We start from the raw sequence: 25,893 nt of genomic DNA on the forward strand, positions 1-25,893 counted from the left end.
AATGATAATCAAATCAATTAAAAAGAAACTTACAACCATTGCAACCGTAGGTTTACTGGCTTACTTACCAATACAGGCGAACGCCTGGGGCATGATTGGACACCGCGTTGTAGGCGAAATTGCTGATAGCTACCTAAAAGCTAAAACGCGTAAAGCCATTCAGGCAATATTAGGCAATGAATCTATCGCAATGTCGGCCAACTGGGGCGATTTCATTAAATCAGATTCTGCTTACAATTACCTTTATAACTGGCATTTTGTTAACCTCCCGGGAGGATTAGATAAACAAGGAGTTTACAACATTTTAGAAACAGAGAAAGCACCTAATCTTTACAACAAAATACTTGATTTAACTGCAATTTTAAAAAAGCCCGGCAGCACTGTGGAAGAAAAAAAATTAGCCTTACGTATGTTAATTCACATGGCTGGAGATTTAAGTCAGCCTATGCATGTTGCACATAAAGAAGATTTAGGCGGAAATAGAATTTCAGTGCTTTGGTTTAACGAAAAATCAAACCTTCACCGCGTTTGGGATGAGCAGTTAATCGAATACCAACAATTAAGTTATACAGAATATACTAAAGCGATTAATCATCCATCTGCTGTTCAACTTTATAACTGGCAAAACACAACATTAAAAGATTGTATTTACGAATCGTATCAGGTTTGTTCAAAAATTTACGATAAAACAAAACCTGATTCAAAATTAAGTTACCGTTATAACTTTGATTGGGTTGAAACATTAAACGAACAATTGCTAAAAGGTGGAATACGTTTAGCAAAAATGCTAAACGATATTTACGGATAGTTAATATTAAAATCCTTCTTTTTGAAGGATTTTTTTTGTTCAAACTTTAACAAATTGAAAAAATGAAAATTTTAATGGTGTGCCTCGGCAATATTTGTCGTTCTCCTTTAGCAGAAGGTATTATGCGTCATTTATCTGATAAGGGAAATTTAAACTGGGAAATTGCTTCTGCCGGAACAGGAAACTGGCACATTGGTAAAGCACCTGATAGCAGAAGTGTAGCCGCTGCAAAACATCTAGGCTATGATATCAGCAGCCAAAAAGCGCAACAATTTAACCACAGCATGTTTGCAAACTACGATTTGATTTTTGTAATGGATAAAAACAATTTGAAGGATGTTCAAAGTTTGGCCTTAACAGATGAGGAACGTAAAAAGGTGAAACTATTTTTGGATAACGATGAAGTTACTGACCCATATTGGGATAATGCACTATTTAATCCAGTTTGTTTGCAGGTTGAAGAAAGATGCAAAGAAATTATCAAACAACTTTCTTAAATTTATCAACCTAACCAAAACCTATATGAAAAAAATTTTAGCCCTTTGTTTTATTATTATTTCGATTATTCTATTACAAAGTTCCGCAGCTCAAAAAAAACAGGCCAGAATTTTAGTTTTCTCCAAAACCAAGGGTTTCAGGCACAATTCAATAGAAACCGGAAAATTAGCCATTCAGCAACTTGGCATAAAAAATAATTTCGATGTTGATACCACTGAGAATGCGGATGTGTTTACTGAAGATAATTTAAAAAAATATGCTTCGGTTGTTTTTTTAAGTACAACCGGTGATGTTTTAAATGATAAGCAACAAATAGCATTTGAAAGATATATACAGGCAGGAGGAGGTTTTGTTGGCATACATGCCGCAACAGATACCGAGTATGATTGGCCTTGGTATGGTAAGCTTGTAGGTGCTTATTTTATCAGCCATCCTGAAGTACAGGAAGCACGTTTTGTTATTAAAGACAAAAACCATCCCTCAACAAAATTTTTTACCGATTCTGTTTGGATGCACAAAGATGAGCTTTACAACTTTAAGAACATCAATCCAGATTTAAAGGTGCTGATTTCTATTGATGAAAATTCATATAAAGGCGGAAAAAATGGAGCCTTCCACCCCTTTAGCTGGTACCATAATTCCGATGGAGGTAGAGCCTTTTATACATCAATGGGGCATACAAAAGAATGTTGGACTGAAGAGAAATTCCTAAATCATTTATTAGGCGGCATAAAATACGCTATTGGAAATCAAAAGAGATTAAATTATAAAAAAGCAGTTTCAAAATTTTAACAAACAAAAAGGGCTAACTGATATCAGTTAGCCCTTTTTGTCTTGATTGCTGTATTCTATTTATCTAAAATAACAACACCTTTAGCTTCAAAAGCAAGTTCCTTTTTTGGGTCGGTTATTTTTGCAATCTCTTCAGGCGATTTTTTAGCGTCTTCAGCATAATGTTTTAAGGTTTCAACTGATATAGTTTGCTTTTTAGCAATACCATCTAAAACAACATCTTTACCAACAATATCCATCGGCATAAAAAAAGCATAATCTTTAAAGGTTACACGCATTGGCTCTCCATTTGGTGTTTCCAAGGTCATCCAGCAACCTTTCTTTTTGCAAACCTCAACCACTTTGCCTTTAATCTTCATATCAGCAACATTTTTATTGCCCATTGATGATTCAATTTTAGCTACGGTTTTGATATCGCCAGGTGTTACAGCTGCTCCAAATTTTTGACCTTTAAAATCAGCTTGGGCAAATGTTACTGCTGCAAATAGGCAAAAACTCAAGCTTAGGATAATCTTTTTCATAATAATATTTTTTCAGTATTTGGTTTATAATTTATTCGGTTAATTATCTGCTACAAAGTTATTTAAATTTTTGTCTAAATAATATAAAGCAAAAAAAATCCTCGCTAGCTCTCACTAACGAGGAAAATCATCCCTATTGTTATAGATCACATCCCATGATGTACAACACAATGTATTAGGCAACTTCCAATCCAAATTTTAAAAATCGTAAATTTACATTGCAACACATTGTAAATGAATACATTGTATAAAATAATTAATTATAGCAAACAGTAAATCAATTGGGGATGTGAGGAATATATTCTCTGTATTGTGGAAATTTGTGGATTGCATTCCTCTTCTTTTAATTTAATTTATCCAAAAATTAATCCAAAAACATCTTCAATCTTGCTAACAGCCTTAATTTCTAGGTTATATTTTTTGGCATCAATACCTTTTAAATTATATTTTGAGATATAAATGGTTTCAAAACCTAGTTTATCTGCTTCGGCTATGCGCTGTTCTATTCTATTTACTGCCCTAATTTCTCCAGACAAACCAACTTCGGCAGCAAAACAGTTTTTGCTCGATACCGGAATATCCTGATGGGAAGAAATAATTGCAATTAAAACGGCTAAATCTATTGCAGGATCTTCTACTCGAATTCCGCCGGCAATATTAAGAAACACATCTTGAGCACTCAGCCTAAATCCGCATCGTTTCTCTAAAACTGCCAAAAGCATATTCATACGTTTGGTATCAAAACCGGTAGCCGAGCGTTGTGGTGTTCCGTAGGCAGCCTGGCTAACCAAAGCCTGCGTTTCTATTAACATTGGCCTTGCGCCTTCCAACATTGCCGCAATGGCTATTCCGCTTAATTCTTCATCGCGTTGCGAAAGTAGAATTTCGGAAGGATTAGAAACCTCTCTCAGACCGCTTCCTTGCATTTCGTATATCCCAAGTTCTGCAGCTGCACCAAAGCGATTTTTTATCGAACGTAAAATACGGTAAACGTGATGCCTGTCGCCTTCAAACTGTAAAACCGTATCAACCATGTGCTCCAAAATTTTCGGACCAGCAATCGCACCATCTTTTGTAATATGACCAATCAAAAAAACTGGTGTACCGGTTTCTTTAGCAAAACGAAGCAGTTCTGCAGTACATTCTCTAACCTGAGAAACACTTCCTGGTGTAGAATCGATATGTGCAGAATGTAAAGTTTGTATAGAATCGACAACTACAATATCAGGTTCAAGAATTTCTATTTGCTTAAATATATTTTGGGTTGATGTTTCTGTTAATATGTAGCAATTAGATGATGGATTTTCGGTAATTCTTTCCGCCCGCATCTTTATTTGTTGCTCGCTTTCTTCACCAGAAACATATAAAAGTTTTTTACCTTTTAAATTTAAGGCAAGTTGCAACATCAGTGTAGATTTACCAATTCCAGGTTCACCACCAATTAATATCAACGAGCCTTCAACCAAACCACCGCCTAAAACCCTATCTAGTTCTTTATCATTAGTAGATATTCGTCTTTCTACAGATTGTTCTATTTCATCAACCTTGCTTGGTTTATTAACTTTTCTTCCGGTAGTTTCGTTTTTCCAGGTTGGTACAGAGGCTGGCGTTTTTTCAACAATTTCCTCTACAAAGGTATTCCATTGATTGCAAGAAGGACATTTACCAAGCCATTTTGCCGATTCGTACCCACAACTCTGACAGAAATATGCAGTTTTAGATTTTGCCAATTGATTTTAGATTTTAGATTTACGAATTTAAATTTAAACGGCTTTAAATTCTGTAATATTTTTGAACATGATTTAGGCGAGTAAGGCTTTAATAAATCATGGAAAAACAAAAAGCCCGATTAATAAAAACCAGGCTTTCTGCTAAATGTATTTTAAATTAAAGTTTTATTTCTTCGTCTTTAGAAGATATAAAATGAAACTCAGTTAAGTAATATGCTGATTGTGCTTTAACTTTAATCCATTGGCCATATTTAAAGAACCAACGGCGCTGAAGATTGAAAACTCCTTTTGTAATGTAAGCTTCGATATATGGATGTACACAAAGTGTAATTCCTTTTTCATTTTGCTCACGTAAAATATAATTCAGGTTATTTTCAATATCATCCATTAAAACAATACTTGCTTTAATTTCTCCGGTCCCATCGCAGGCCGGACATTTTTCTACCGTAACAATATTCATTTCCGGACGAACACGTTGTCTGGTAATTTGAACCAAACCAAATTTACTTGGAGGTAAAATGGTATGTTTCGCTCTATCCAATAACATCAGCTCACGCAAATAATCGAATAGTATTTTACGGTTTGTTGGCTTGTGCATATCAATAAAATCGATAACTACAATACCGCCCATATCACGCAAGCGCAACTGACGGGCAATTTCTTTAGCCGCTTCTTTATTTACCTGTAAAGCATTTTCCTCTTGGTTTTCTTTACTGGCAGTGCGGTTTCCACTATTCACATCTATAACGTGAAGTGCTTCAGTATGCTCTACAACTAGGTAAGAACCACCTGGTAAGTTTACTGTTTTGCCAAAAGCATTTTTGATTTGCTTTTCTATTCCAAAATGGTCGTATATAGGTTCCTTTTGCTTATAAAGTTTCACAATTTTTTCCATTTCCGGAGAAATATCATGCACATAAGAACGAATATCATCGTACAATTCTGGTGTACTCACATAAACGTTTGTAAAATCAGGATTCAGAATATCACGTATCAACGTTGATGATCTGTCCATTTCGCCCCAAACCCTTTTTGAAGGTTCGGCAGTAGGAAGTTTTTTAATAAATGTTTCCCATTTAGCAATTAAATCTAAAAGATCTTTTTGCATTTCGGCAACACCTCTTCCTTCGGAAACGGTTCTGATAATTACCCCAAAATTTTGAGGCTTAATACTTTCGATAATCTTTTTTAAACGATTACGTTCGGTATTACTTTTTATTTTTTTTGATATGGAAATGGTATTGGAGAATGGCACCAGTACCACATATCTGCCGGCAATTGATAGATCAGAACTTAAACGCGGTCCTTTAGTAGAAATAGGTTCTTTTGCAATTTGCACTGGCAAAAGCATATTTTTACTTAGCACATCAGATATTTTACCAGCCTTGTTTATATCGGCTTCGAGTTTTAAATTATCTAATAATGTGCCTGTAACCGAGCCATTTCGCTTGATCTTCGTTAGCTTGATTAAAGATTGTACCTGAGGGCCCAAATCAAAATAATGCAAAAAAGCATCTTTTTCATAACCAACATCCACGAAAGCAGCATTCAGGCCGGGCATAATTTTTTTAATGCGACCCAAATAAATATCGCCTACGGCGTAGTTATTATTGATTTGTTCTTTATGAAGCTCAACAAGTTGTTTGTCTTCAATCAACGCTATGGTAACTCCGGCAGGAGTCGAATTGATAATTAATTCTTTTACCAACAGCTACAGATTTAAGGCTTTCGCCTATTAACAAATGGATAATATATAAGAACACAGTGATACAGCCCTAACGCTATACGAAAGAAAATCTTGTATAAGTATTTAAACCTCACAGTACAACTATGAGGTTTAAAAAGGCTAAATCAACTAAGAAATTATTTTTTCTTATGTCTGTTTTTTCTTAAACGTTTTTTACGTTTGTGGGTAGCCATTTTATGTCTTTTTCTTTTTTTACCGCTTGGCATAATTTTAAGTTTTAAATGTTTTTATTAATCCGTTAATTAATTTTTATTCTTTAGTTCAGCAACCTTCTTATCGATAAAAGATGATAAAGTTGGATTTGCCGCTAATTTTTTGCTTTTTAAATAAGCTTCTACAGCTTCTTTATTTTTGTCTAAATTTTCTAAAGCCGTAGCTAAATAAAAATAGGCTTCAGGTGTTGGTGCTATTGCAATAACCGTATTAAAACGTGGAATTGCTTTATCAAACTGACCTGATTTAATAGAGAATAAACCAAGATTCATGTTTGCTTTTACGTTTTTAGGTTCTTTAGCAACCACTTCAAGCAACATTGCAATACCTTGCATTGGTGCGCCTAAGCCGTTTACTATAGTTACGCCTAATCCTGTTTTGGCATCTATATTTTCTTTGTCTAATTCTAGTGCTTTTTTGAAAGATACATTTGCTTTTTGCAACAACGCAGGCTGTGCTAAACTATCTTGTGTGCTTTCAAAAGCCTTTAAAAATTTGTTACCTGATGCTAACCAGCTAGCTGTAGATGGCTTTGCTTCTGCAACAACTTCTAAATAAAGTGCCGATGGTGTTATCTGTTCAACATCATCCCATTTCTGGGCAAGTTGTTGTGCAAACTCAACCTTTTCATCACCTTTTGCACCTTTATAGCTGTTCTCTAAGTTTGTAATATCTTTAGCAAGGCTTTGATTTATTACATTTTTAGCAGCTGTAGAGGTTTGTTCAATCGTTAAACCAGAGGTTGATGGTACACCTTGCTGAGCAATCTGACCAGCTGCAGGCATTTTACCATTCTCTTCTGTAGGCTTAACTAAACCTTTAATATCTCTTGTAAATAAGAAAGCAACAAGCAATAAAATCGCTCCGATAATGATAGTTTGTTTTAATCTGATGCTACTATTCACATTAATATGGCTTAGGCTTCTACTTTAATTTTCTTTGAGTTACTTTTTACTTTATCAACAAATACTTTTGCTGGTTTAAAGCTCGGTACAAAATGTTCAGGGATAATTATTGCAGTGTTTTTAGAGATGTTTCTAGCAGTTTTTTGCGCTCTCTTTTTAACAACAAAGCTTCCGAAGCCTCTAACATAAACATTTTCTCCGCCAATCATACTAGTTTTGATAACCTTGAAGAATGCCTCAACTGTTTCCTGCACATCAACCTTCTCAATTCCGGTTTTTGTTGATATTTCTGAAATAATATCTGCCTTAGTCATATTTTATTATTTATAATGTATTGTGTATTTTAATATTATCACTGATTTGGGGTTGCAAAAGTATTGCTTTTTAATGAGATAGGGAAATAAAAGATGATTTTTTTATCTATGCGCTTATCAGAGTATTGCAACTTTTTCTTAAAACCAATTATTAGCCCGTAATTTGCACTGATGACATTCCAAAATGAAATTATAAACTGGTATTTAGCCAATAAAAGAGATTTGCCCTGGAGACACACAAACGATGCTTACACGATATGGCTTTCAGAAATAATTTTGCAACAAACAAGGGTAGAACAAGGCCTGCCTTACTTTAATAAGTTTTTATCCAATTTTCCAACCGTTAACGATTTTGCAAACGCTACCGAAGCCAAGGTTTTACAACTCTGGCAAGGTTTGGGTTATTATTCTCGTGGCAGAAACATGCACGCCACAGCCCAAATCGTGCTAAATGAACATAAAGGAATTTTCCCAACAAGCTACCATGAATTAATCAAACTTAAAGGTGTTGGTGAGTATACCGCAGCGGCAATTTCGTCGTTTTCTTCGGGCGAAGCTAAAGCTGTTGTGGATGGGAATGTATTTAGGGTTTTAGCAAGGTATTGCGGCATCGATACTCCAATAAACACGCCAAAAGGCAAAAAAGATTTTTTCAATCTTGCTAATGATTTGCTTTACATACCCGACCCGGCTTTGTATAATCAGGCAATAATGGAGTTTGGAGCAATTCAATGCAAACCTAAATCTCCAAATTGTGCGGTTTGCCCGCTAAATTTAGATTGCCATGCGCTTAGAAAAAATATCGTAAATCAGCTCCCTGTTAAACTTCCAAAAGCTGAAAAAAAATTTAGATATTTAAATTATTTCGTATGCATTGCAGATGGCAAAATTTTGGTTCGCGAACGACAAAAAGGAGATATCTGGCAACATTTGTATGATTTTCCCTCAATTGAAACAGCGCATATTCCAGATAGCAATGATGAAAGTTTTATAAAATCATTGAAAGAAGAATATGGAGAAACTGCAGCGGTTAAGCTGGTAAGTTATAAGAAGCATGTATTAACTCACCAAATAATCCATGTGCAATTTTTTGCTTTAAAAAATTATATCTTTAACTTTAATAAACAAAAGGAACTTAATTGGGTTTCTTTTAATAGCTTGGATGAATTACCAAAACCTAATGTAATCAGAACTTTTATTGAGGAATTTTCTGAAAGCATTTTGAAGACTTAACTAACCTTCTTTTAAAGGTTTTTTGGTTCAACTGAGTTGAAAACTAACCAAAAAAATTTTTTATGTCTGGAATTAACAAAGTTATTTTAGTTGGACATTTGGGCAAAGACCCTGAAGTTCGGCACTTAGATGGAGGCGTTACAGTAGCAAGCTTTCCTTTAGCCACATCTGAAACATATAATAAAGACGGCAAGCGGGTAGAACAAACTGAATGGCATAATATCGTTTTATGGAGAGGTTTGGCTGAGGTTGCTTCGAAATATTTGCAAAAGGGAAAGTTAGTTTACATTGAAGGAAAGCTTAGAACCCGTTCTTTTGAAGATAAAGAAAAAGTAAAGAAATACGTAACCGAGATTGTTGCCGAAAACTTTACAATGCTAGGTAGAAAAAGTGATTTTGAACCAGGGCAAGCCACAAATCATAGTCAACCGAATTCAGAAACTAAAATAGAGGATGAGTTTACAATAAGATCAGGCGATGAAAGTGGTGATTTACCATTTTAACTATCATATAAAACGCAAAAAGGCAGCTTTCAAAAGAAAAGCTGCCTTTTTTTATGGATACAATGCTACTCTACCGTAACCGATTTGGCAAGATTTCTTGGCTGATCAACATTACAACCACGCATTACTGCAATGTGGTATGATAACAACTGAAGCGGGATAGTTGCTAACAGCGGTAAAAATGCTTCGTCAGCATCCGGAATTTCAATGCAGTAATCAGCCATTTTCTTAACCTCAGTATCGCCTTGTGTAACAATTGCAATAACCTTTCCTTTACGGGCTTTTACTTCTTGAATATTACTGATTACCTTTTCGTACGATGAATTCTGTGTTGCAATAAACACAACCGGCATTTCCTCATCAATTAATGCGATTGGCCCGTGTTTCATTTCTGCAGCAGGATAACCTTCAGCATGGATGTATGATATCTCTTTAAGCTTTAATGCACCTTCCAGCGCTACAGGAAAGCCGCTACCTCTTCCTAAGAACAGGCAGTTTCTAGAATCCTTTATTTTCTCTGCAACTTCTTTAATTAATTCATTTGACTCTAAAGCAACCTGAATTTTATCAGGTACACTTTCTAACTCAGTTAATAAATTAATCATTTTAGATTGTGTGATGGTACCTTTCTGCTGTGCTATATAAAAAGCCATCAATGTAAGTGCTGTAACCTGAGCGGTAAATGCTTTTGTAGAAGCTACGCCAATTTCAGGCCCAGCATGAGTGTAAACACCAGCGTGAGACAAGCGTGGAATAGATGCTCCGGCCACATTACAAATTCCAAAAATGGTTGCACCTTTTTCTTTCGCCATTTCGATTGCGGCCATTGTATCGGCAGTTTCGCCAGATTGAGAAATTGCAATTACAACATCCTTTTCAGATATGATTGGGTTCCTATATCTAAATTCAGAAGCATACTCAACTTCAACCGGTATACGAGCATATTCTTCAATTAAATACTCTCCTACCAACCCAGCATGCCATGATGTACCACAGGCAACAATAATAATCCTGTCAACGTTCTTTAACTTCTCTACAAACTCTTTTATACCGCCGAGTTGTACTTTACCTTCCTCAGGATAAATACGGCCACGCATACAATCCTTAACAGAACGTGGTTGCTCATAAATTTCTTTCAGCATAAAGTGGTCAAAGCCACCTTTTTCTAACATTTCCAGTTTTAATTCTAATTCTTGAATTAAAGGGGTTTGAACAACGTTATCGATATGTTTAACAAGTAAATCACCTTTGGTAACTAAAGCAATTTCATTATCATTAAGGTAGATTACATTTTTAGTGTATTCGATAATTGGCGTAGCATCAGATGCGATAAAATATTCGCCTTTGCCTACACCAATAACCATTGGACTGCCTTTTCTGGCAGCAATTAAACGCTCTGGGTTTTCCTTATCCATGATAACGATGGCGTAAGCACCGCTAACCTCGTGTAAAGCCAATCTAACAGCCTCAAATAAATCAATTTGCTCAATTTTTTGAATCTCTTCAATCAGGTGAATTAAAACTTCAGTATCTGTATCACTATTAAATTCGTGACCACGACCTATAAGTTCCTCTTTAATAGTTGCATAATTTTCGATTATACCATTGTGGATGATAGACAACTGACCGTTATTTGAAGTGTGGGGATGTGAATTACGGTCAGATGGAACGCCATGCGTAGCCCATCTGGTGTGGCCCATTGCAATGTTTCCAGATTTATCTTTGTTTTCTGCAAATTCTTCGAGAGCAGCAACTTTACCTACCTTTTTGTAGATATGTTCACCGTTATCATTCATTATTGCAATTCCTGCGCTATCGTAACCACGATACTCTAATCTTTTCAGACCTTTTAAAACGATTGGCCAAGCATCTCTATAGCCAATGTAACCTACTATTCCACACATGTTTTTATAAATATATGTGGCAAATATAACAAACAAACGTTTGTTTTAATCAATCATCAATATTTTAGAAATTTAATCCAAAAAAAAACCTTACCTACTGAGTAGATAAGGTTTTTAAAGAAAAATTATTTTGCTTAATTCATTTTTGTATAGTAAATATTGAGCTTTAAGCGATTTGTAGGATTACCAAAACTTCCAACAACTGCTCTTGATGCAGTAGTAGTCGTTCTTGATAAACCCAGATTTACAGATGTTGCTGTTAAAGATTCAGGTGCAATGAAAGTACCATAATCATTTTTTGTTCCGTCAATTAAATCCTGAATATATGCCGTAACATTAAAAACGTATCTGTTTTTTAATGAGTCGTAATATCCACCAAAAGCTGCATCAGTTTTCGCTCTAGGGTCTCCGCTGTAGTTAGATGCAGACTGATCTCGATCAGGTACGTTTACTTCTTGCTGTGCAATATCCCAACGGTATAAAGATAATCTTTGAGATGGCGCAAAAGGTGTAGCAAATGTTCCTGCGCTTAAATCTAAAACTAATTCTGCCTTATTAATAACTGCTTTACCATAAACTGTTGTAAAGTTTTTTAGGTTCGGAAAAGAAATCTTTGTTCTAACACCAGCTAAACCTTGTAAATAAGTTACACCATATTGAACCGTTGGATTATCCAATTGCGTTTGTACTGCAGTACCGCTGTAATCATGTTTAATATTGGCTGTAACAGTATTTGCTGATGCAATTGCAAAGTTTTTTGATAAAGTATCTATACCATTTGTAGTATTTGGTTTCCTGTAAACTAATTGCAAATAAGAATTTGAGCCTGCAAAATCTAAAAATGCAACACCACCTGTTCCTGTTGATGATGTTTTATTAACCTCAGCATATAAACCCTTAAAATATTCTATAAATTTTTCAGCTGTAGATGTACTGGTTGCAGGCAAAGCCAAAATAGTATTTTGGATAAACACTTTGTTTAAAGGAATTCTGATTTGAGGTGTCATTGTCCTTATCGTATCATTTTTACTAGCTACAACTTCAGTAACCTTAACTTTAGTATTAGGAAAAATCTTATTATTAAAATTACCTAATAAAGTAGAATTATGCGGAAGTGCATCAGAAGATTTGTACTTGGTAATCTTATTAGTTAACTGATAAACATCAATACTATATTTAGATGTAGCAGTATCGCCATAAAACTGCGGAGCTAGGTTAAGTACCAATACTGCAGAATCTAGTGTTGCAGAGGTAAAATCTAAGCTTGTTTCAGTTCCCGGAAGTGAAACAGTCATCCCAACGTTCGATTCGGTTTTACCAAAAATCGGATCAACCATATAACCAAGAGGATGAGCAGATAACATAGATGTTGTTAAATCTGGTTCTCTTACGGTTTGAGAAGTAACCAATTGATCGTTAACAAGAGTGCCTTGAATTGCAGAATTTGGATCTACATCTAAACCAACTCCATCAGGATTTTTACAAGACGCAAAAAGAAAAAGACCTATCAACAGGGTTAATAAGTCTTGTTTTATAAATTTCATATTTAAAAATAATAATGCCTATTTAAGCTACAGAAACCAATTCTTCATTTGAAATCTCCTCGTAGAAAGTATAGAAGTTATCAAAATTTTCGGTTAAGTTATAAGCTAAAGTTGGCTTATTTGAATCTTTAACAAATTTTAACATAGCCGCATCAAGGTTTTCATCTGCTAAAACTACTGCATCAGAATGTGTTATAGCGCCCATGTGCAAACTATTAACATCAGCACCTTTATAAGCTTTAGTATCTTCTTCAGTCATGTTTGCCATTACAGCCTTTTTAGAAAAATTCTCATTTAATTTCTCTGTAAAACCATCTTCATAAACCGAATAAACAACTCTAGAGTTTTTAAACGTAGGGTCGTTTTTGTAAGTAGTTTTGATGTACGCAGGAACTAGAGAACTCATCCAACCATGACAGTGAACGATATCTGGAGCCCATCCTAATTTTTTAACAGTTTCTAATGCACCTTTGCAAAAGAAAATAGTGCGCTCATCGTTATCGTCGAAAAATTTTCCGCTTGCATCTCTGAATACCTGCTTACGCTGAAAATATTCTTCATTATCCAAGAAGTAAACCTGCATACGTGCCGCAGGGATTGAAGCTACCTTAATAATTAAAGGGTTATCATTGTCATCAATAATGATGTTCATTCCAGATAAGCGAATTACTTCGTGTAAACGATTTCTTCTCTCATTTATATTACCAAACTTCGGCATAAGAATACGGATTTCGAATCCTTTTTCTTGCATAGCCTGCGGTAATTGACGAGTAATTTCAGAAATTTTAGTAAGCTCGAGGAAAGGCGACATCTCGTGTGTAACAATCAGCAGCTTCGTTTTTGCCATCTCCATATTTTAGAAAAATATTATGTTAATTAAAAGATAATGAGCTGCAAAGATAAGAATAATAATACTATTTATCAATATAACAAGTATTTGTTTGCTTAGTTTTAGATTAATTTACACCTTTATGCCTTTAATTTAGATTGTCGGAATTGGAAATATTCAAAACAAAAGACGCACTTAAAGCTTACCTCAAACCTTTAAAAGCATCAGGAAAAATAATTGCACTTGTGCCTACTATGGGCGCATTGCATAACGGCCATATTTCGTTAATCAAGCTTGCGCAAGAAAATGCCGATATCATTATTTGCAGCATTTTTGTTAATCCAACTCAATTTACAGATCCGAAGGATTTAGAAAAATACCCAAGACCTATCGAACATGATTTAGCCATGTTAGAAAATGCAGGATGCAATGGCGTGTTCATGCCAGATGTTACAGAGATGTATCCATCTGATAAAACCGAACACTGGCACATAGATTTAGGCAAAGCCGAATTTTTATTAGAAGGTGAATTTAGAAAAGGTCATTATCAAGGTGTTACCCAAATCGTTAAAAAGCTTTTTGATGCCGTAGAGCCCAATATTGCTATGTTTGGGCAAAAGGATTTTCAGCAGGTGTTAATGATAAAAAATATGCTGGCTCATTTCAATTTACCTATTAAGATTTTTACCTGCCCAATTATCCGTGAAGATGATGGCCTGGCCATGAGCAGCCGAAACATTCACTTGTCGGCATCTGATAGAACTCATGCACTCGTGCTCAACAAATCTCTCCAATTTGTTTTAGATAACTATAATAACTATTCCTTAACCGAACTTCAGGAAAAAGCAAAAAACTTTTATAATGGAATTAAAGATGTAGAATTAGATTATTTTGTAATAGCTAATGGAGATACATTAGAGCCTGCAACTTCAAAAAATGAAAAAAATCAGGTAGCTTTAGTTGCTGCAAAAGTTGGTTCAACAAGATTGATTGATAATATGATTATTAATTAATGATTGAATTTTATTGATTGAATGATATGATATTCGCAAATACATAATATCATTAGTTTATTAAATCCTAAATTCAAATCATTCTGTAATTCTATCATTTCATTAATTCTCTAATTCATTATTACTAACTTTGCAAAATGGTTATCACAATATTAAAATCGAAAATACACCGTGTTAGGGTTACACAAGCCGAATTAAATTATGTTGGCAGTATAACGATTGATGAAGATTTAATGGATGCAGCGAATATTATCGCTAACGAGAAAGTTCAGATTGTTAATAATAATAATGGTGCTCGTTTCGAAACTTATGTTATAAAAGGCGAACGCGGCACAGGTACAATTTGTTTAAATGGTGCAACGGCCCGGTTAGCACAACTTGGAGATGTACTTATTATTATGTCTTACGGTTCTTTACCAATTGATGAAGCAAAAAAGTACAATCCTATTTTGGTTTTTCCTGATGATAACAACCATCTGCTAAAATAAATGATTTGATACTCGACCTAAAGACAGCATTAAAATATATCATCCTGTTTTTAATAGGTGTAGGAGTTCTATATTTAGCTTTTAAAGGTCAGGATTTAGCCAAAATATGGCAGGAAATTAAAACTGCTAATATTTTTTGGATTTTCATTTCAGCGTTTACCGTGTGGATAGCTAATTTTTTAAGGGCACTTAGATGGCAAATGCTGTTTCAATCCATCGATTACAAAGTAACTTTAAAAAATGCTTATCACAGCCTAATGATAGGCTATCTTGCAAACCTTGCGATACCAAGGTTCGGAGAAATCGGGAGATGTTCAATTATTAGCAAAACCCATAGTGTTCCAATGTTTTCATCCATCGGAACCGTAATTACAGAAAGACTTTTTGATATTTTAGCTTTATTTCTAAGCGCATTAATTGTGTTAATATTTCAGTATAATCTAATTTCCAATTTTCTTCACGAAAATATTTATCAGTCCATAGCAAACAGAATTTCCTCATTAAATTACTTTTGGATTATCGTAACTGCTTTAGCATTTATTCTTGTTGTAATTGTTCTGATATATTTTTTAAGACAAAAATTCAACACAAAATTTTTAAAAATTATTGTCGGCTTACGTCAAGGATTTAGTTCATACGGAAAACTTCAGCAAAAAGCATTATTTCTTTTTTATACAATAGCCATCTGGCTGTGTTACTTTGTTTCGATGTATGCTTGCTTTTTTGCACTCGAAGAAACTTCAACACTACCTGTTAATGCTGCTTTTACGGCGATGGTATTTTCCGGTTTCGCAATGGTTGCTCCCGTTCAGGGTGGTATTGGTGTATTCCATTGGATGGTTGCACAATCTTTAGTGCTTTATAATTTGCCGTTTAAAGATGGCTTAGCTTATGCAACCATTATTCATTCATCACAATTGCTCTTAACACTCTTATTAGGAACCTTAAGTTTATTAGCGGTTTTTATGGTCAAGAGGAATACACCTGAAGAAAGATAATTATATTTTATCTGTTTCACAGCTTCTCCTCATAAATAATACTATGCAACCATAGTATTTTTGAACTATAAACCCTACATTTGAATTACTAACCTTTTATAGATAAATGTTATGCATTTCGAATTAAATGAAGAACAATTAATGATACAACAGGCTGCCCGCGATTTTGCGCAGCAAGAATTAAAGCCTGGAGTTATAGAACGAGATGAACACCAAAAATTCCCGACAGAACAAGTTAAAAAACTTGGTGAATTGGGTTTTTTAGGGATGATGGTTGATCCAAAATATAATGGAAGCGGTTTGGACGCAATTTCCTACGTTTTAGTAATGGAAGAGCTATCAAAAATCGATGCTTCTGCATCTGTTGTAGTTTCTGTTAATAATTCACTGGTTTGTTACGGCCTTGAAGCCTACGGTAGCGAAGAACAGAAAGAAAAATACCTTAAACCTTTAGCATCCGGAGAGAAAATCGGAGCATTTTGCCTTTCTGAACCTGAAGCCGGATCTGATGCGACTTCTCAGCGAACAACTGCAGAAGATAAAGGCGATTACTATTTGCTAAATGGAACTAAAAACTGGATTACCAATGGTGGCACCGCATCTACCTATTTAGTTATTGCCCAAACCCATCCCGAACTTAGGCATAAAGGTATTAACGCATTTATTGTAGAAAAAGGTGCCGAAGGATTTACAATTGGCCCTAAAGAAAATAAGCTGGGTATACGTGGCTCAGATACACATTCTTTAATGTTTAATGATGTTAAGGTGCCTAAAGAAAATAGAATTGGCGAAGATGGTTTCGGGTTTAAATTTGCCATGAAAACTTTAGAAGGTGGCAGAATCGGAATTGCAGCGCAAGCTTTAGGCATTGCACAGGGTGCATTCGAATTGGCAACTCAATATGCAAAAGAACGTAAATCTTTTGGCAAGCCGATTTCAGAGCATCAGGCTATTGCCTTTAAACTTGCAGATATGGCTACACAAATTGAGGCTGCCCGATTATTGGTTTACAAAGCTGCGTGGCTTAAAGACCAGGGTTTACCATACACTCAAGCAGGTTCAATGGCAAAATTGTATGCTTCGAAAGTTGCTATGGATGTAACGGTAGAAGCCGTTCAGGTGCACGGCGGCTATGGCTTTGTGAAAGAATATCACGTAGAACGATTAATGCGTGACGCAAAAATTACTCAGATTTACGAAGGAACTTCTGAAATTCAGAAAATGGTAATTTCAAGAGAAGTGATTAGATAGCCTTAAGGGGAATGGAAGAAGAAAATGTAGATTAATGGAAAATGAGGGATATAAGATGGATAATGGAATTTCATTTGCCATCTTACATTTCCCCTCCTACCTCTTACATTTTCCATCTTACATTTTGCATCCTCACCTATTCTTTCTCTCCTGCAATTGCACCGAATACTGCTTTAATCAACGCTACCACAATTGCTAAAAATGCTGCAGCAAAAAAACCAGTTGTATTAAAAGAAGTCATCATGCTATCTACTAATAAAATCATTAGTACCGTTATAATGAAAGACATTAACCCAAGGGTAAGAAAATTAACCGGGAAGGTTAAAAGCCTTAAAATAAAACCGATGGTTGCATTTGCAAGTGCAATTAAAACTGCCGCTATAATTGCGCTTCCGTAACCATCAACAGTTACACCCGGAACAAGTTTTGCGCCAATAAAAACCGCTAATCCCATTAAAAGGATTTCAATAATTAGTCTCATAAAGTTTAATTTAGTAAAATGTTAAAATCAATTAAATATTTGTTTTTTGCGTTGTTGGTTATAAATTTAACTTCTTGCACGAATACAAACAACAATATTGTTATTAAGTTTTCGCCAGATAGTAATTTAATTATCCTCAACAAAATAGATAAAAAAAGCATCTATCAGGTTAAAAACGATTTGAAACAAAATTTAGACTCATCAAATCTAGTTTCGGTGGTTTGCATACCAGACGAATTAGATAGTTTACAAGATGAAGAAACTATTTCAGGTAAATTAACACTTGCAGGCGACTCCTTAATTTTTGCACCTGATAAGCCTTTTCTAAAAGGAAAATCATATTTAGTTGAAAGCTATCTCGGTACATCTTTTGCAGATAGAAACAAACTATTTAAAGGCACAATAAAACATAATCTTAAGCCCCAAACTCAATTGCTGAAAAGATGATTTAAGATGTAAAATACTGTATAAGAGTTTGATTATTTCCAAAATAGTTGTACATTTGCATCGTAATCGAAGAAAAGAGAAGGGGACCATGTCCCCTTTTTCTGTGAAATCAGGTTAAAATATGCAGGTAGAAAAGAGAGTTACAGCACTCGTAGAGGAAAAAATTGCAGACAGGCCGGAACTATTTTTGGTTGAAGTGAAAATGTTGCCAAACAATAAATTAATTATCCATGTTGATGGCGACCAGGGCATAAGCATACAGGATTGTGTAGCCATTAGCAGGCATGTTGGTTTTCATCTCGAAGAAGAAAATACAATAGAGCAAGCTTACAATTTAGAAGTTTCATCTCCAGGTGTAGGCGAGCCATTAAAACTCATCCGCCAGTATAATAAAAACATTGGCCGTTCGGTTGGAATTAAACTTAAAGACGGACAAAAGAAAGAGGGTAAGCTTTTATCGGTTACAGAGAATGAATTACTGATTGAAGAATCGGTTAAACAAAAAGGCAAAAAAGCGGTTTCAGTAGAAACAACTGTTCCGTTTAATGATATAATAGAAACAAGTGTGTTAATTTCATTTAAGTAAAAATGAGTACTACAACAATTAATTTAATTGACTCTTTTCAGGAGTTTAAAGATTTCAAAAATATAGATCGCCCAACGGTGATTAGTGTGTTGGAAGAAGTTTTTCGTAGCATGTTACGTAAAAAATACGGAACAGACGAAAACTGTGACGTGATTGTGAATCCAGATAATGGGGATTTAGAAATCTGGAGAACGAGAAAGGTGATGGAGGATGGATTTTCTGAAGATGATGATTTAGAAATTGAACTTGCAGAAGTTTCTAAACTTGATAGTACTTTAGAGGTTGGTGATGATTACATTGAACAAATTACCTTAGAGAGTTTTGGTCGCAGAGCAATTTTAGCCGCTCGCCAAACATTAGTTTCTAAAGTTTTAGAATTAGAGAAAGACGAAATTTTCAAGAAATATAAAGATCGCGTTGGCGAAATTATTACAGGTGAGGTTTACCAGGTTTGGAAAAAAGAAACTTTAGTTTTGGATGATGAAGGCAACGAACTTTTGATGCCGAAAACTGAGCAAATTCCTGCAGATTATTTCAAAAAAGGAGATTCTGTAAGAGCAGTAATTTCTAAAGTAGAAATGATTAACGCTAACCCGAAAATTATTATTTCAAGAACAGCACCAGAATTTTTGCAACGTTTATTTGAGCAAGAAGTTCCGGAAATTTTTGACGGCTTAATTACCATCAAGAAAATTGTTCGCGAACCGGGAGAACGTGCTAAAGTGGCTGTAGAATCGTATGACGACCGTATTGACCCGGTTGGAGCATGCGTGGGCATGAAAGGTTCACGTATTCACGGTATCGTTCGCGAATTGAAAAACGAAAATATTGACGTAATCAATTTCACAAATAACATTTCATTATATATTACCCGTGCTTTAAGCCCGGCAAAAATTACCTCTATTAAATTAGATGATGAAACTAAACATGCATCTGTTTACTTAAAACCAGACCAGGTTTCATTGGCAATTGGCCGTGGCGGACACAACATTAAATTAGCCGGCAAATTAAGCGGTTATGAAATTGATGTTTATCGCGAAGCAGGTGAAGAAAGTGATGAAGACGTTGATTTAGAAGAATTCTCAGATGAGATTGATAGCTGGATCATCGATGAATTAAAGGCTATCGGTTGCGATACCGCTAAAAGTGTATTAGCACTTACAGTGGAAGATTTGGTAAAACGCACCGACTTAGAAGAAGAAACCATTAAGGAAGTGGTTCAGATTTTACAGTCAGAATTTGAATAAGTGGTGTAATTGCCAAATAAACACTACTTTTGTATTAAAATAAAAAATAACAGGAGCTAAATGTCAGACGACAAACCAATCATTTTAATTAAAGCTATTAAAGAACTTAATATAGGCATGGGTACGGCCGTAGAGTTTTTAAACAAAAAAGGGTTCTCAGCCGAGAAAAGCCCTATGTTTAAACTTTCGGGCGATATGTATGATGCCTTATTAAAAGAGTATCAGGGAGATAAGATCGTAAGAGAAGAAGCCAAACAAATAGTGATTGGTAAAATACGTCGTGACGAGCCTGAGACTGAAAAGCCAGCTGAAGCACCTAAAAAGAATACCGATTTCGAGAAAAATGAAGAGATTTTGATAAAAAATACTCAATCATTTGCACCGCCGGTAGAAAAGCCTAAAGCTGAGCCAGAGAAGGTTGAAGCACCTAAGGTGGAACAACCTGCAGCTAAAGAAACTGTTGCGGAAACGAAGCAGGAAGAAAAAGCAGAAGACGGAAGTTTGCCAGGTGTAAAAATTGTAGGGAAAATCAATTTAAATGATTTAAACTCAAAAACTCGCCCCGCTAAAAAAGAAGAGGCTCCGGTTGAAGCGCCAAAAGTTGAAACTGCTGCAAAGCCTGTTGTAGAAACTCCAAAGGTTGAAGAAAAACCAATTGAAGTTAAAAAAGAAGAAACACCAGTTGCACCGCCTGCACCTGTAGCGCCAGCCGCTACGGTTACAGCGCCAGAGCCAGTTAAACCTGTTGATCAGCCTAAAGCAGAAGAAAAACCTGCTGAAATTAAGCCTGTCAGCAACGAGCCTGAAGTAATGAAAGCTCGTAGCGTAAAATTAACCGGTCCAAATATTATTGGTAAAATTGTTTTACCTACTACGCCCGATAGAAGAAACGGTCCTGTTGCATCATCTAGTGATAGCGAAGCCGCCAAACGTAAACGTAAGCGTAAAAAAACTCCGGGAGCTCCGGGTCAACCAGGTCAACATGGTGGTAATCCAGGGCAGCAAGGGCAAAACCCAGCTGGTCAGGGTGGTGCACCAGGACAACCGCGTCAACCTTACCAAGGTAACAGACCGGCCGGAACACCATATCAGGGTAACAGACCTGCCGGACAAGGTGGAACTCCATATCAAGGAAACAGAAATAACAACAGACCAGGTTTTCAAAATAGAAATGCTACACCAAGCGGACCTAAAGAAGAACCTACTGAGAAAGAAATTCAAGATCAAATCAAGGCTACTCTTGCTCGTTTAAGCGGTGCGGGTAAGTCTGGTAAATTTGCTCAACGTGCTAAGTTACGTCGTCAAAAACGTGATGATGTTGCGTTTTCAGCAGAAGAAGCAGCAAATGAGCTTGAATCTCAATCAAAAATATTAAAAGTAACAGAATTTGTTACGGCAAATGAATTGGCGAGCATGATGGATGTTCCGGTGACAAAAATTATCGGTACTTGTATGAGCCTCGGCATGTTCGTATCAATTAACCAGCGTTTAGATGCTGAAACTTTAACCATCGTTGCGGATGAGTTTGGTTACGAAATACAATTTGTTAAACCAGATGAAGACGAAGAAAATGTAATTGAAGAAGTTGATAACGAGGCAGACTTGATTGAAAGAGCGCCGGTTGTTACAATCATGGGGCACGTCGATCACGGTAAAACCTCATTGCTGGATTATATCCGTAAAGCAAATGTTGTAGCTGGTGAGGCAGGTGGTATTACCCAGCACATTGGTGCCTACATGGTAACTACTCCTTCAGGCAAAAAAGTAACCTTCTTAGATACACCTGGTCACGAAGCTTTTACGGCGATGCGTGCTCGTGGTGCGAAAGTTGCAGATATTGCAATTATTGTAGTTGCGGCGGATGACGCTGTGATGCCTCAAACTAAAGAAGCAATTAACCACGCACAAGCGGCTGGTGTTCCATTGGTTTTCGCTTTTACTAAAGTAGATAAACCGGGTGCTAATGCAGATAAAGTTCGTGAGCAATTATCAGTAATGAATATTTTAGTTGAAGATTGGGGTGGTAAATATCAATCACAAGAAATCTCAAGTAAAAGTGGTTTAAATGTTGATTTGCTTTTAGATAAAGTATTATTAGAAGCTGAATTATTAGAACTTAAAGCTAATCCTAACAAGAGAGCAACAGGTTCGGTTATTGAATCAGCATTAGATAAAGGCCGCGGTATTGTAACTACTGTGTTGGTACAAGCGGGTACTTTAAGAGTGGGTGACCCGATTTTAGCTGGTAGCTATAGCGGACGTGTAAAAGCATTAACTAATGAGCGTGGACAAAAAGTTGAGTCGGCTGGTCCATCTCAACCCGTACAGGTATTAGGCATGCAAGGAGCGCCTACTGCTGGCGATAGATTTAATGCACTTGAAAGTGAAACTGAAGCACGTGATATTGCAAACAAACGCATGCAATTACAGCGTGAGCAAGGTTTACGTACGCAGAAACATATTACACTTGATGAGATTGGCCGTCGTTTAGCGATTGGAAACTTTAAAGAGCTTAACATCATCGTTAAGGGTGATGTGGATGGTTCGATTGAGGCCTTAGCCGATTCATTATTGAAATTATCGACTGAACAGATTCAAATTAACATTATTAGTAAAGGTGTTGGTCAGATTTCAGAATCTGATGTATTGTTAGCTTCTGCTTCTGATGCGATTATTATTGGTTTCCAGGTTCGCCCATCAACTGGTGCACGTAAACTGGCAGAAGCTGAACAAATCGACATCCGTCTATATTCTATCATCTATGATGCAATCAACGAGATTAAATCTGCAATGGAAGGCATGTTAGACCCAGAATTTGAAGAGAAAATTGTGGCTAACGTAGAGATTCGTGAAACATTTAAAATTACTAAAGTTGGTACTATTGCAGGTTGTATGGTATTGGATGGTAAGATTACACGTAACAGCAAAATCCGCATCGTTAGAGATGGAGTTGTAATTTACACTGGTGAACTTGCTTCATTAAAACGCTTTAAAGACGATGTTAAGGAAGTTAATAAAGGATATGAGTGTGGTTTAAACATTCAAAACTTTAACAATATCGAAGTTGGAGATATTGTAGAGGCTTACGAACAAGTAGAAGTTGCAAGAAAGTTATAATTAGAATTTCTTATAAACAAAGAAGCCCCGAAATTTTCGGGGCTTCTTTGTTCATGGCTTTTTGGCAAGTTAACCTTCCAGCTCTCTATCTAAATGCTCCGTAACACGTTGAATGGTATTATCAATTGTATTACTTAAAATGGTAATATAGGAACCTTTTTCAGCCGTATCAATCGCATCCTGAAGGCATGCAGTGCTTTTATTGTTTACTACAACTTCTTTATTAGGATCAACTTCTTTGATTCCTTGTAATAACAAATCAACCAATTCCTGCTGATCGCGGCCACGTAAATATTTCTCCTGGCACACATAAATTTTATCAAACATCTGGGCAGAAATTCTTGCAGTTTCTATAATGTCTTCATCTCTCCTATCTCCAGTACCTGAAATAATTCCAACATGTTTGGTTGCCTCAACAGATTGCAAATAAGCTTTTACACCATTAAAACCATCAGGATTATGTGCAAAATCAACTAAAACCTTAAAATCTTTAAAGTTGAAAACATTCATTCTGCCCGGCGTATGAGCTGCTGAAGGAATAAAAGTTTCTAAAGACAAACGAATATCTTCTGGTTTGTAACCCCACAAATAAGTAGCAAGTGTTGCTGCAAGAACATTTTGAATCATGAAATTAACGGAGCCACCGAAAGTTAATGGAATATGTGTTGCTTTATCCACACGCAGCTTCCAATCTCCGGTTTTAATGGTGATAAAACCATTTTCGTAAATTGCAGCTACGCCACCTTTACGGCAATGTTCTTTAATAACCGGATTATTTTCATCCATACTAAAGTAAGCGACATTACAACGGGCATCCTTTGCAATACGTACACAATAACCATTATCAGCGTTTAAAACAGCCCAGCCTTTTCTTCTTACTGCGCCAATAACAACGGCTTTAACCCTTGTTAAATCATCAAGCGTATGAATATCAGAAAGGCCTAAATGATCTTCTTGTATGTTAGTAACAACGCCAATATCGCATGCATTAAAGCCTAAACCAGCTCTTAAAATACCACCGCGTGCAGTTTCGAGCACTGCAAATTCTACCGTTGGATCTTTTAAAATAAATTCTGCGCTGACTGGTCCGGTTGTGTCACCTTTCATCAGCATAGTATTATGTACATATACGCCATCAGAAGTAGTAAAGCCAACACGTTTACCATTGCTCCTTACAATATGTGCAATTAACCTCGTGGTTGTGGTTTTTCCATTAGTTCCGGTTACAGCAATAATCGGTATTTGAGACAATCGCCCTTGCGGATATAACATGTCTACAACCGAAGCCGCAACGTTTCTTGGTAAGCCTTCGCTAGGCGCCAAATGCATTCTGAAACCTGGTGCGGCGTTTACCTCTAAAACGACACCCCCGTTCTCGGTAAGCGGTTGGGTTAAGTTCTGTGCCATGATATCAATACCGCAAATATCCAGTCCAATAACTCTTGATATTCTTTCGCAAATAAAGATATTTTGAGGATGAACAATATCAGTAACATCTATAGAGGTGCCTCCGGTACTTAAATTAGCCGTTGATTTTAGGTAAACAACTTCGCCCTTTTCAGGAATCGTTTCCAATGTGTACTCTTTTTTAGCTAATAAATCCAGTGTATCTCTATCAACGCTAATTTCTGTTAATACATTTTCATGCCCGTAACCACGACGAGGATCTTCATTCTCCTTATCTATTAGTTCCTGAATAGTATGGATGCCATTGCCCCGCACATGAGCTGGATCGCGTTGAGCTGCCGCTACAACTTTATTATCAATTACGAGTACTCTAAAATCATATCCGGTAATAAACTTTTCTATGATAACTCTTCTTGAATATGTTTTTGCATATTCAAAAGCAGCCCTTGCAGCTTCTAAAGTTTTAACATTTATGGTGGCGCCTTTACCATGGTTACCATCCAGAGGTTTAAAAACTAATGGGAAACCCACTTTCTCCACAGATGCTTCTAAATCATCAGGATTTGAAATGGTAACGCCTTTTGCAACAGGGATAGCCGCCTCAGTAAGCAAGCGTTTGGTTTCTTCCTTATTACTGGCAATATCTACCGCAATGCTACTTGTTTTTTCTGTCATGGTAGCACGAAAACGAACTTGATTTTTACCATAACCCAACTGTACTAAAGAACTTTTATTTAATCTTATCCAGGGGATGCTTCTGCTCACCGCTTCTTGAACGATAGAGCCCGTACTTGGACCTAAAGCCTCCAATTCACGGATTTCTTTCATTCTTCGAATATCATGTTCCAAGTCATATTCCACATCATCAATTAAAGCTTGGGCAATATTAACGGCTGCCTCGGCAGCATAAACGCCTACCTTTTCTTCCAGATATGTGAATACGACATTATATATACCTTCGGTTTTTGTTTGGCGGGTTCTTCCAAAGCCAGTTTCCATACCAGCTATCGATTGAATTTCCAATGCAATATGTTCTATAACATGCCCCATCCACGTTCCTTCTTTCACACGGGTAAAAAAGCCTCCCTCTACTCCTTTAGAGCAGCGATGGGTAAACATGCTTGGCAAAAGTTTTTCTATTCTATCACTAAATCCATCTATGGTATTGGTTGGCCTTTGCTCTAAATCCTCCAAATCTAAACGCATTTGGATTAGCTTTTTACGACTGATAGACCATATGTTTGGTCCTCTTAATACTTGTATATTTAATATCTTCATGTAAAGTTTTGTATTCGTTTAATAAGGCTTGGAGATGCC

The 25,893-nt window shown here is 36.1% G+C and carries 23 protein-coding genes; 13 read left to right on the forward strand and 10 right to left on the reverse strand.

Going from position 1 to position 25,893, the window contains the following annotated elements; all coding sequences use genetic code 11:
- Position 1 precedes the first annotated feature (1 nt).
- The 3 genes from LUA90_RS11995 to LUA90_RS12005 all read left to right on the forward strand — a co-directional run bounded on the left by LUA90_RS11995 (position 2) and on the right by LUA90_RS12005 (position 2,098).
- Entirely contained in the window at positions 2–808 is an 807-nt protein-coding gene (locus LUA90_RS11995; protein ID WP_231460516.1) for a S1/P1 nuclease, read from the forward strand.
- Positions 809–870: 62 nt separating this feature from the next.
- On the forward strand, positions 871–1,305 hold the full coding sequence (locus tag LUA90_RS12000; RefSeq protein WP_231491076.1) for a low molecular weight protein-tyrosine-phosphatase: 435 nt from the start codon (positions 871–873) through the stop codon (positions 1,303–1,305).
- A gap of 25 nt (positions 1,306–1,330) precedes the next feature.
- The gene (locus LUA90_RS12005) at positions 1,331–2,098 is read left to right on the forward strand and encodes a ThuA domain-containing protein (RefSeq protein WP_231491077.1); all 768 of its coding nucleotides are present in this window, start codon (positions 1,331–1,333) and stop codon (positions 2,096–2,098) included.
- Between the two features lie 56 nt (positions 2,099–2,154).
- Here LUA90_RS12005 and LUA90_RS12010 read toward each other — a convergent pair whose 3' ends face one another.
- The 5 genes from LUA90_RS12010 to LUA90_RS12035 all read right to left on the reverse strand — a co-directional run bounded on the left by LUA90_RS12010 (position 2,155) and on the right by LUA90_RS12035 (position 7,528).
- Positions 2,155–2,619, reverse strand: coding sequence for a DUF4920 domain-containing protein (locus LUA90_RS12010; protein WP_231460519.1), 465 nt, complete (start codon positions 2,617–2,619; stop codon positions 2,155–2,157).
- A gap of 353 nt (positions 2,620–2,972) precedes the next feature.
- Entirely contained in the window at positions 2,973–4,349 is a 1,377-nt protein-coding gene (gene radA / locus LUA90_RS12015) for a DNA repair protein RadA (protein ID WP_231460520.1), read from the reverse strand.
- A gap of 157 nt (positions 4,350–4,506) precedes the next feature.
- Positions 4,507–6,057, reverse strand: coding sequence for an Rne/Rng family ribonuclease (locus LUA90_RS12020; protein WP_231460521.1), 1,551 nt, complete (start codon positions 6,055–6,057; stop codon positions 4,507–4,509).
- A 281-nt stretch (positions 6,058–6,338) separates the two neighbouring features.
- A complete protein-coding gene (locus tag LUA90_RS12030) occupies positions 6,339–7,214 on the reverse strand; it encodes a M48 family metallopeptidase (RefSeq protein ID WP_231491078.1) in 876 nt (291 codons plus the stop codon).
- Between the two features lie 11 nt (positions 7,215–7,225).
- Positions 7,226–7,528, reverse strand: coding sequence for an HU family DNA-binding protein (locus LUA90_RS12035; protein ID WP_055909222.1), 303 nt, complete (start codon positions 7,526–7,528; stop codon positions 7,226–7,228).
- Positions 7,529–7,699: 171 nt separating this feature from the next.
- Between LUA90_RS12035 and mutY the strand changes: the two genes are divergently transcribed.
- Positions 7,700–8,761 carry an A/G-specific adenine glycosylase gene (gene mutY, locus LUA90_RS12040; RefSeq protein WP_231491079.1) on the forward strand — a complete coding sequence of 354 codons (1,062 nt, stop codon included), beginning with the start codon at positions 7,700–7,702 and terminating at the stop codon, positions 8,759–8,761.
- Positions 8,762–8,823: 62 nt separating this feature from the next.
- A complete protein-coding gene (locus tag LUA90_RS12045) occupies positions 8,824–9,264 on the forward strand; it encodes a single-stranded DNA-binding protein (protein ID WP_231460524.1) in 441 nt (146 codons plus the stop codon).
- Between the two features lie 65 nt (positions 9,265–9,329).
- Here the strand turns inward: LUA90_RS12045 and glmS are convergent, their stop codons facing one another.
- The 3 genes from glmS to LUA90_RS12060 all read right to left on the reverse strand — a co-directional run bounded on the left by glmS (position 9,330) and on the right by LUA90_RS12060 (position 13,559).
- The gene (gene glmS, locus LUA90_RS12050) at positions 9,330–11,168 is read right to left on the reverse strand and encodes a glutamine--fructose-6-phosphate transaminase (isomerizing) (RefSeq protein WP_231460525.1); all 1,839 of its coding nucleotides are present in this window, start codon (positions 11,166–11,168) and stop codon (positions 9,330–9,332) included.
- 134 nt (positions 11,169–11,302) lie between these two features.
- A complete protein-coding gene (locus tag LUA90_RS12055; RefSeq protein WP_231491080.1) occupies positions 11,303–12,712 on the reverse strand; it encodes a DUF4270 domain-containing protein in 1,410 nt (469 codons plus the stop codon).
- Positions 12,713–12,734: 22 nt separating this feature from the next.
- The gene (locus LUA90_RS12060) at positions 12,735–13,559 is read right to left on the reverse strand and encodes a glycogen/starch synthase (RefSeq protein WP_231491081.1); all 825 of its coding nucleotides are present in this window, start codon (positions 13,557–13,559) and stop codon (positions 12,735–12,737) included.
- A 149-nt stretch (positions 13,560–13,708) separates the two neighbouring features.
- On the opposite strand from LUA90_RS12060, the gene panC reads away from it, so the two are divergent.
- The 4 genes from panC (at position 13,709) to LUA90_RS12080 (ending at position 17,291) form a co-directional block, all read left to right on the forward strand.
- Positions 13,709–14,554, forward strand: a complete 846-nt coding sequence (panC, locus tag LUA90_RS12065) for a pantoate--beta-alanine ligase (RefSeq protein ID WP_231491082.1) — start codon at positions 13,709–13,711, stop codon at positions 14,552–14,554.
- Positions 14,555–14,691: 137 nt separating this feature from the next.
- Positions 14,692–15,042, forward strand: a complete 351-nt coding sequence (gene panD / locus LUA90_RS12070) for an aspartate 1-decarboxylase (RefSeq protein ID WP_047800032.1) — start codon at positions 14,692–14,694, stop codon at positions 15,040–15,042.
- A gap of 5 nt (positions 15,043–15,047) precedes the next feature.
- Positions 15,048–16,040, forward strand: coding sequence for a lysylphosphatidylglycerol synthase transmembrane domain-containing protein (locus LUA90_RS12075; RefSeq protein ID WP_231491083.1), 993 nt, complete (start codon positions 15,048–15,050; stop codon positions 16,038–16,040).
- Positions 16,041–16,151: 111 nt separating this feature from the next.
- Positions 16,152–17,291, forward strand: a complete 1,140-nt coding sequence (locus LUA90_RS12080; RefSeq protein WP_231491084.1) for an acyl-CoA dehydrogenase — start codon at positions 16,152–16,154, stop codon at positions 17,289–17,291.
- Positions 17,292–17,427: 136 nt separating this feature from the next.
- Here the strand turns inward: LUA90_RS12080 and LUA90_RS12085 are convergent, their stop codons facing one another.
- The gene (locus LUA90_RS12085) at positions 17,428–17,772 is read right to left on the reverse strand and encodes a phage holin family protein (protein ID WP_231460532.1); all 345 of its coding nucleotides are present in this window, start codon (positions 17,770–17,772) and stop codon (positions 17,428–17,430) included.
- Between the two features lie 18 nt (positions 17,773–17,790).
- Here LUA90_RS12085 and LUA90_RS12090 point away from each other — a divergent pair, with 18 nt between their 5' ends.
- From LUA90_RS12090 to infB, 4 genes are all read left to right on the forward strand, one after another.
- A complete protein-coding gene (locus LUA90_RS12090) occupies positions 17,791–18,219 on the forward strand; it encodes a hypothetical protein (protein ID WP_231491085.1) in 429 nt (142 codons plus the stop codon).
- Positions 18,220–18,340: 121 nt separating this feature from the next.
- Entirely contained in the window at positions 18,341–18,805 is a 465-nt protein-coding gene (gene rimP / locus LUA90_RS12095) for a ribosome assembly cofactor RimP (protein ID WP_231491086.1), read from the forward strand.
- Between the two features lie 2 nt (positions 18,806–18,807).
- Positions 18,808–20,052, forward strand: a complete 1,245-nt coding sequence (nusA, locus tag LUA90_RS12100; RefSeq protein WP_231460535.1) for a transcription termination factor NusA — start codon at positions 18,808–18,810, stop codon at positions 20,050–20,052.
- A gap of 60 nt (positions 20,053–20,112) precedes the next feature.
- Positions 20,113–23,169, forward strand: a complete 3,057-nt coding sequence (infB, locus tag LUA90_RS12105) for a translation initiation factor IF-2 (RefSeq protein ID WP_231491088.1) — start codon at positions 20,113–20,115, stop codon at positions 23,167–23,169.
- 69 nt (positions 23,170–23,238) lie between these two features.
- Here the strand turns inward: infB and cphA are convergent, their stop codons facing one another.
- The gene (gene cphA / locus LUA90_RS12110; protein ID WP_231460537.1) at positions 23,239–25,854 is read right to left on the reverse strand and encodes a cyanophycin synthetase; all 2,616 of its coding nucleotides are present in this window, start codon (positions 25,852–25,854) and stop codon (positions 23,239–23,241) included.
- Positions 25,855–25,893 lie beyond the last annotated feature (39 nt).

This window comes from Pedobacter sp. Leaf170 (assembly GCF_920984665.1).
GTDB lineage: Bacteria > Bacteroidota > Bacteroidia > Sphingobacteriales > Sphingobacteriaceae > Pedobacter.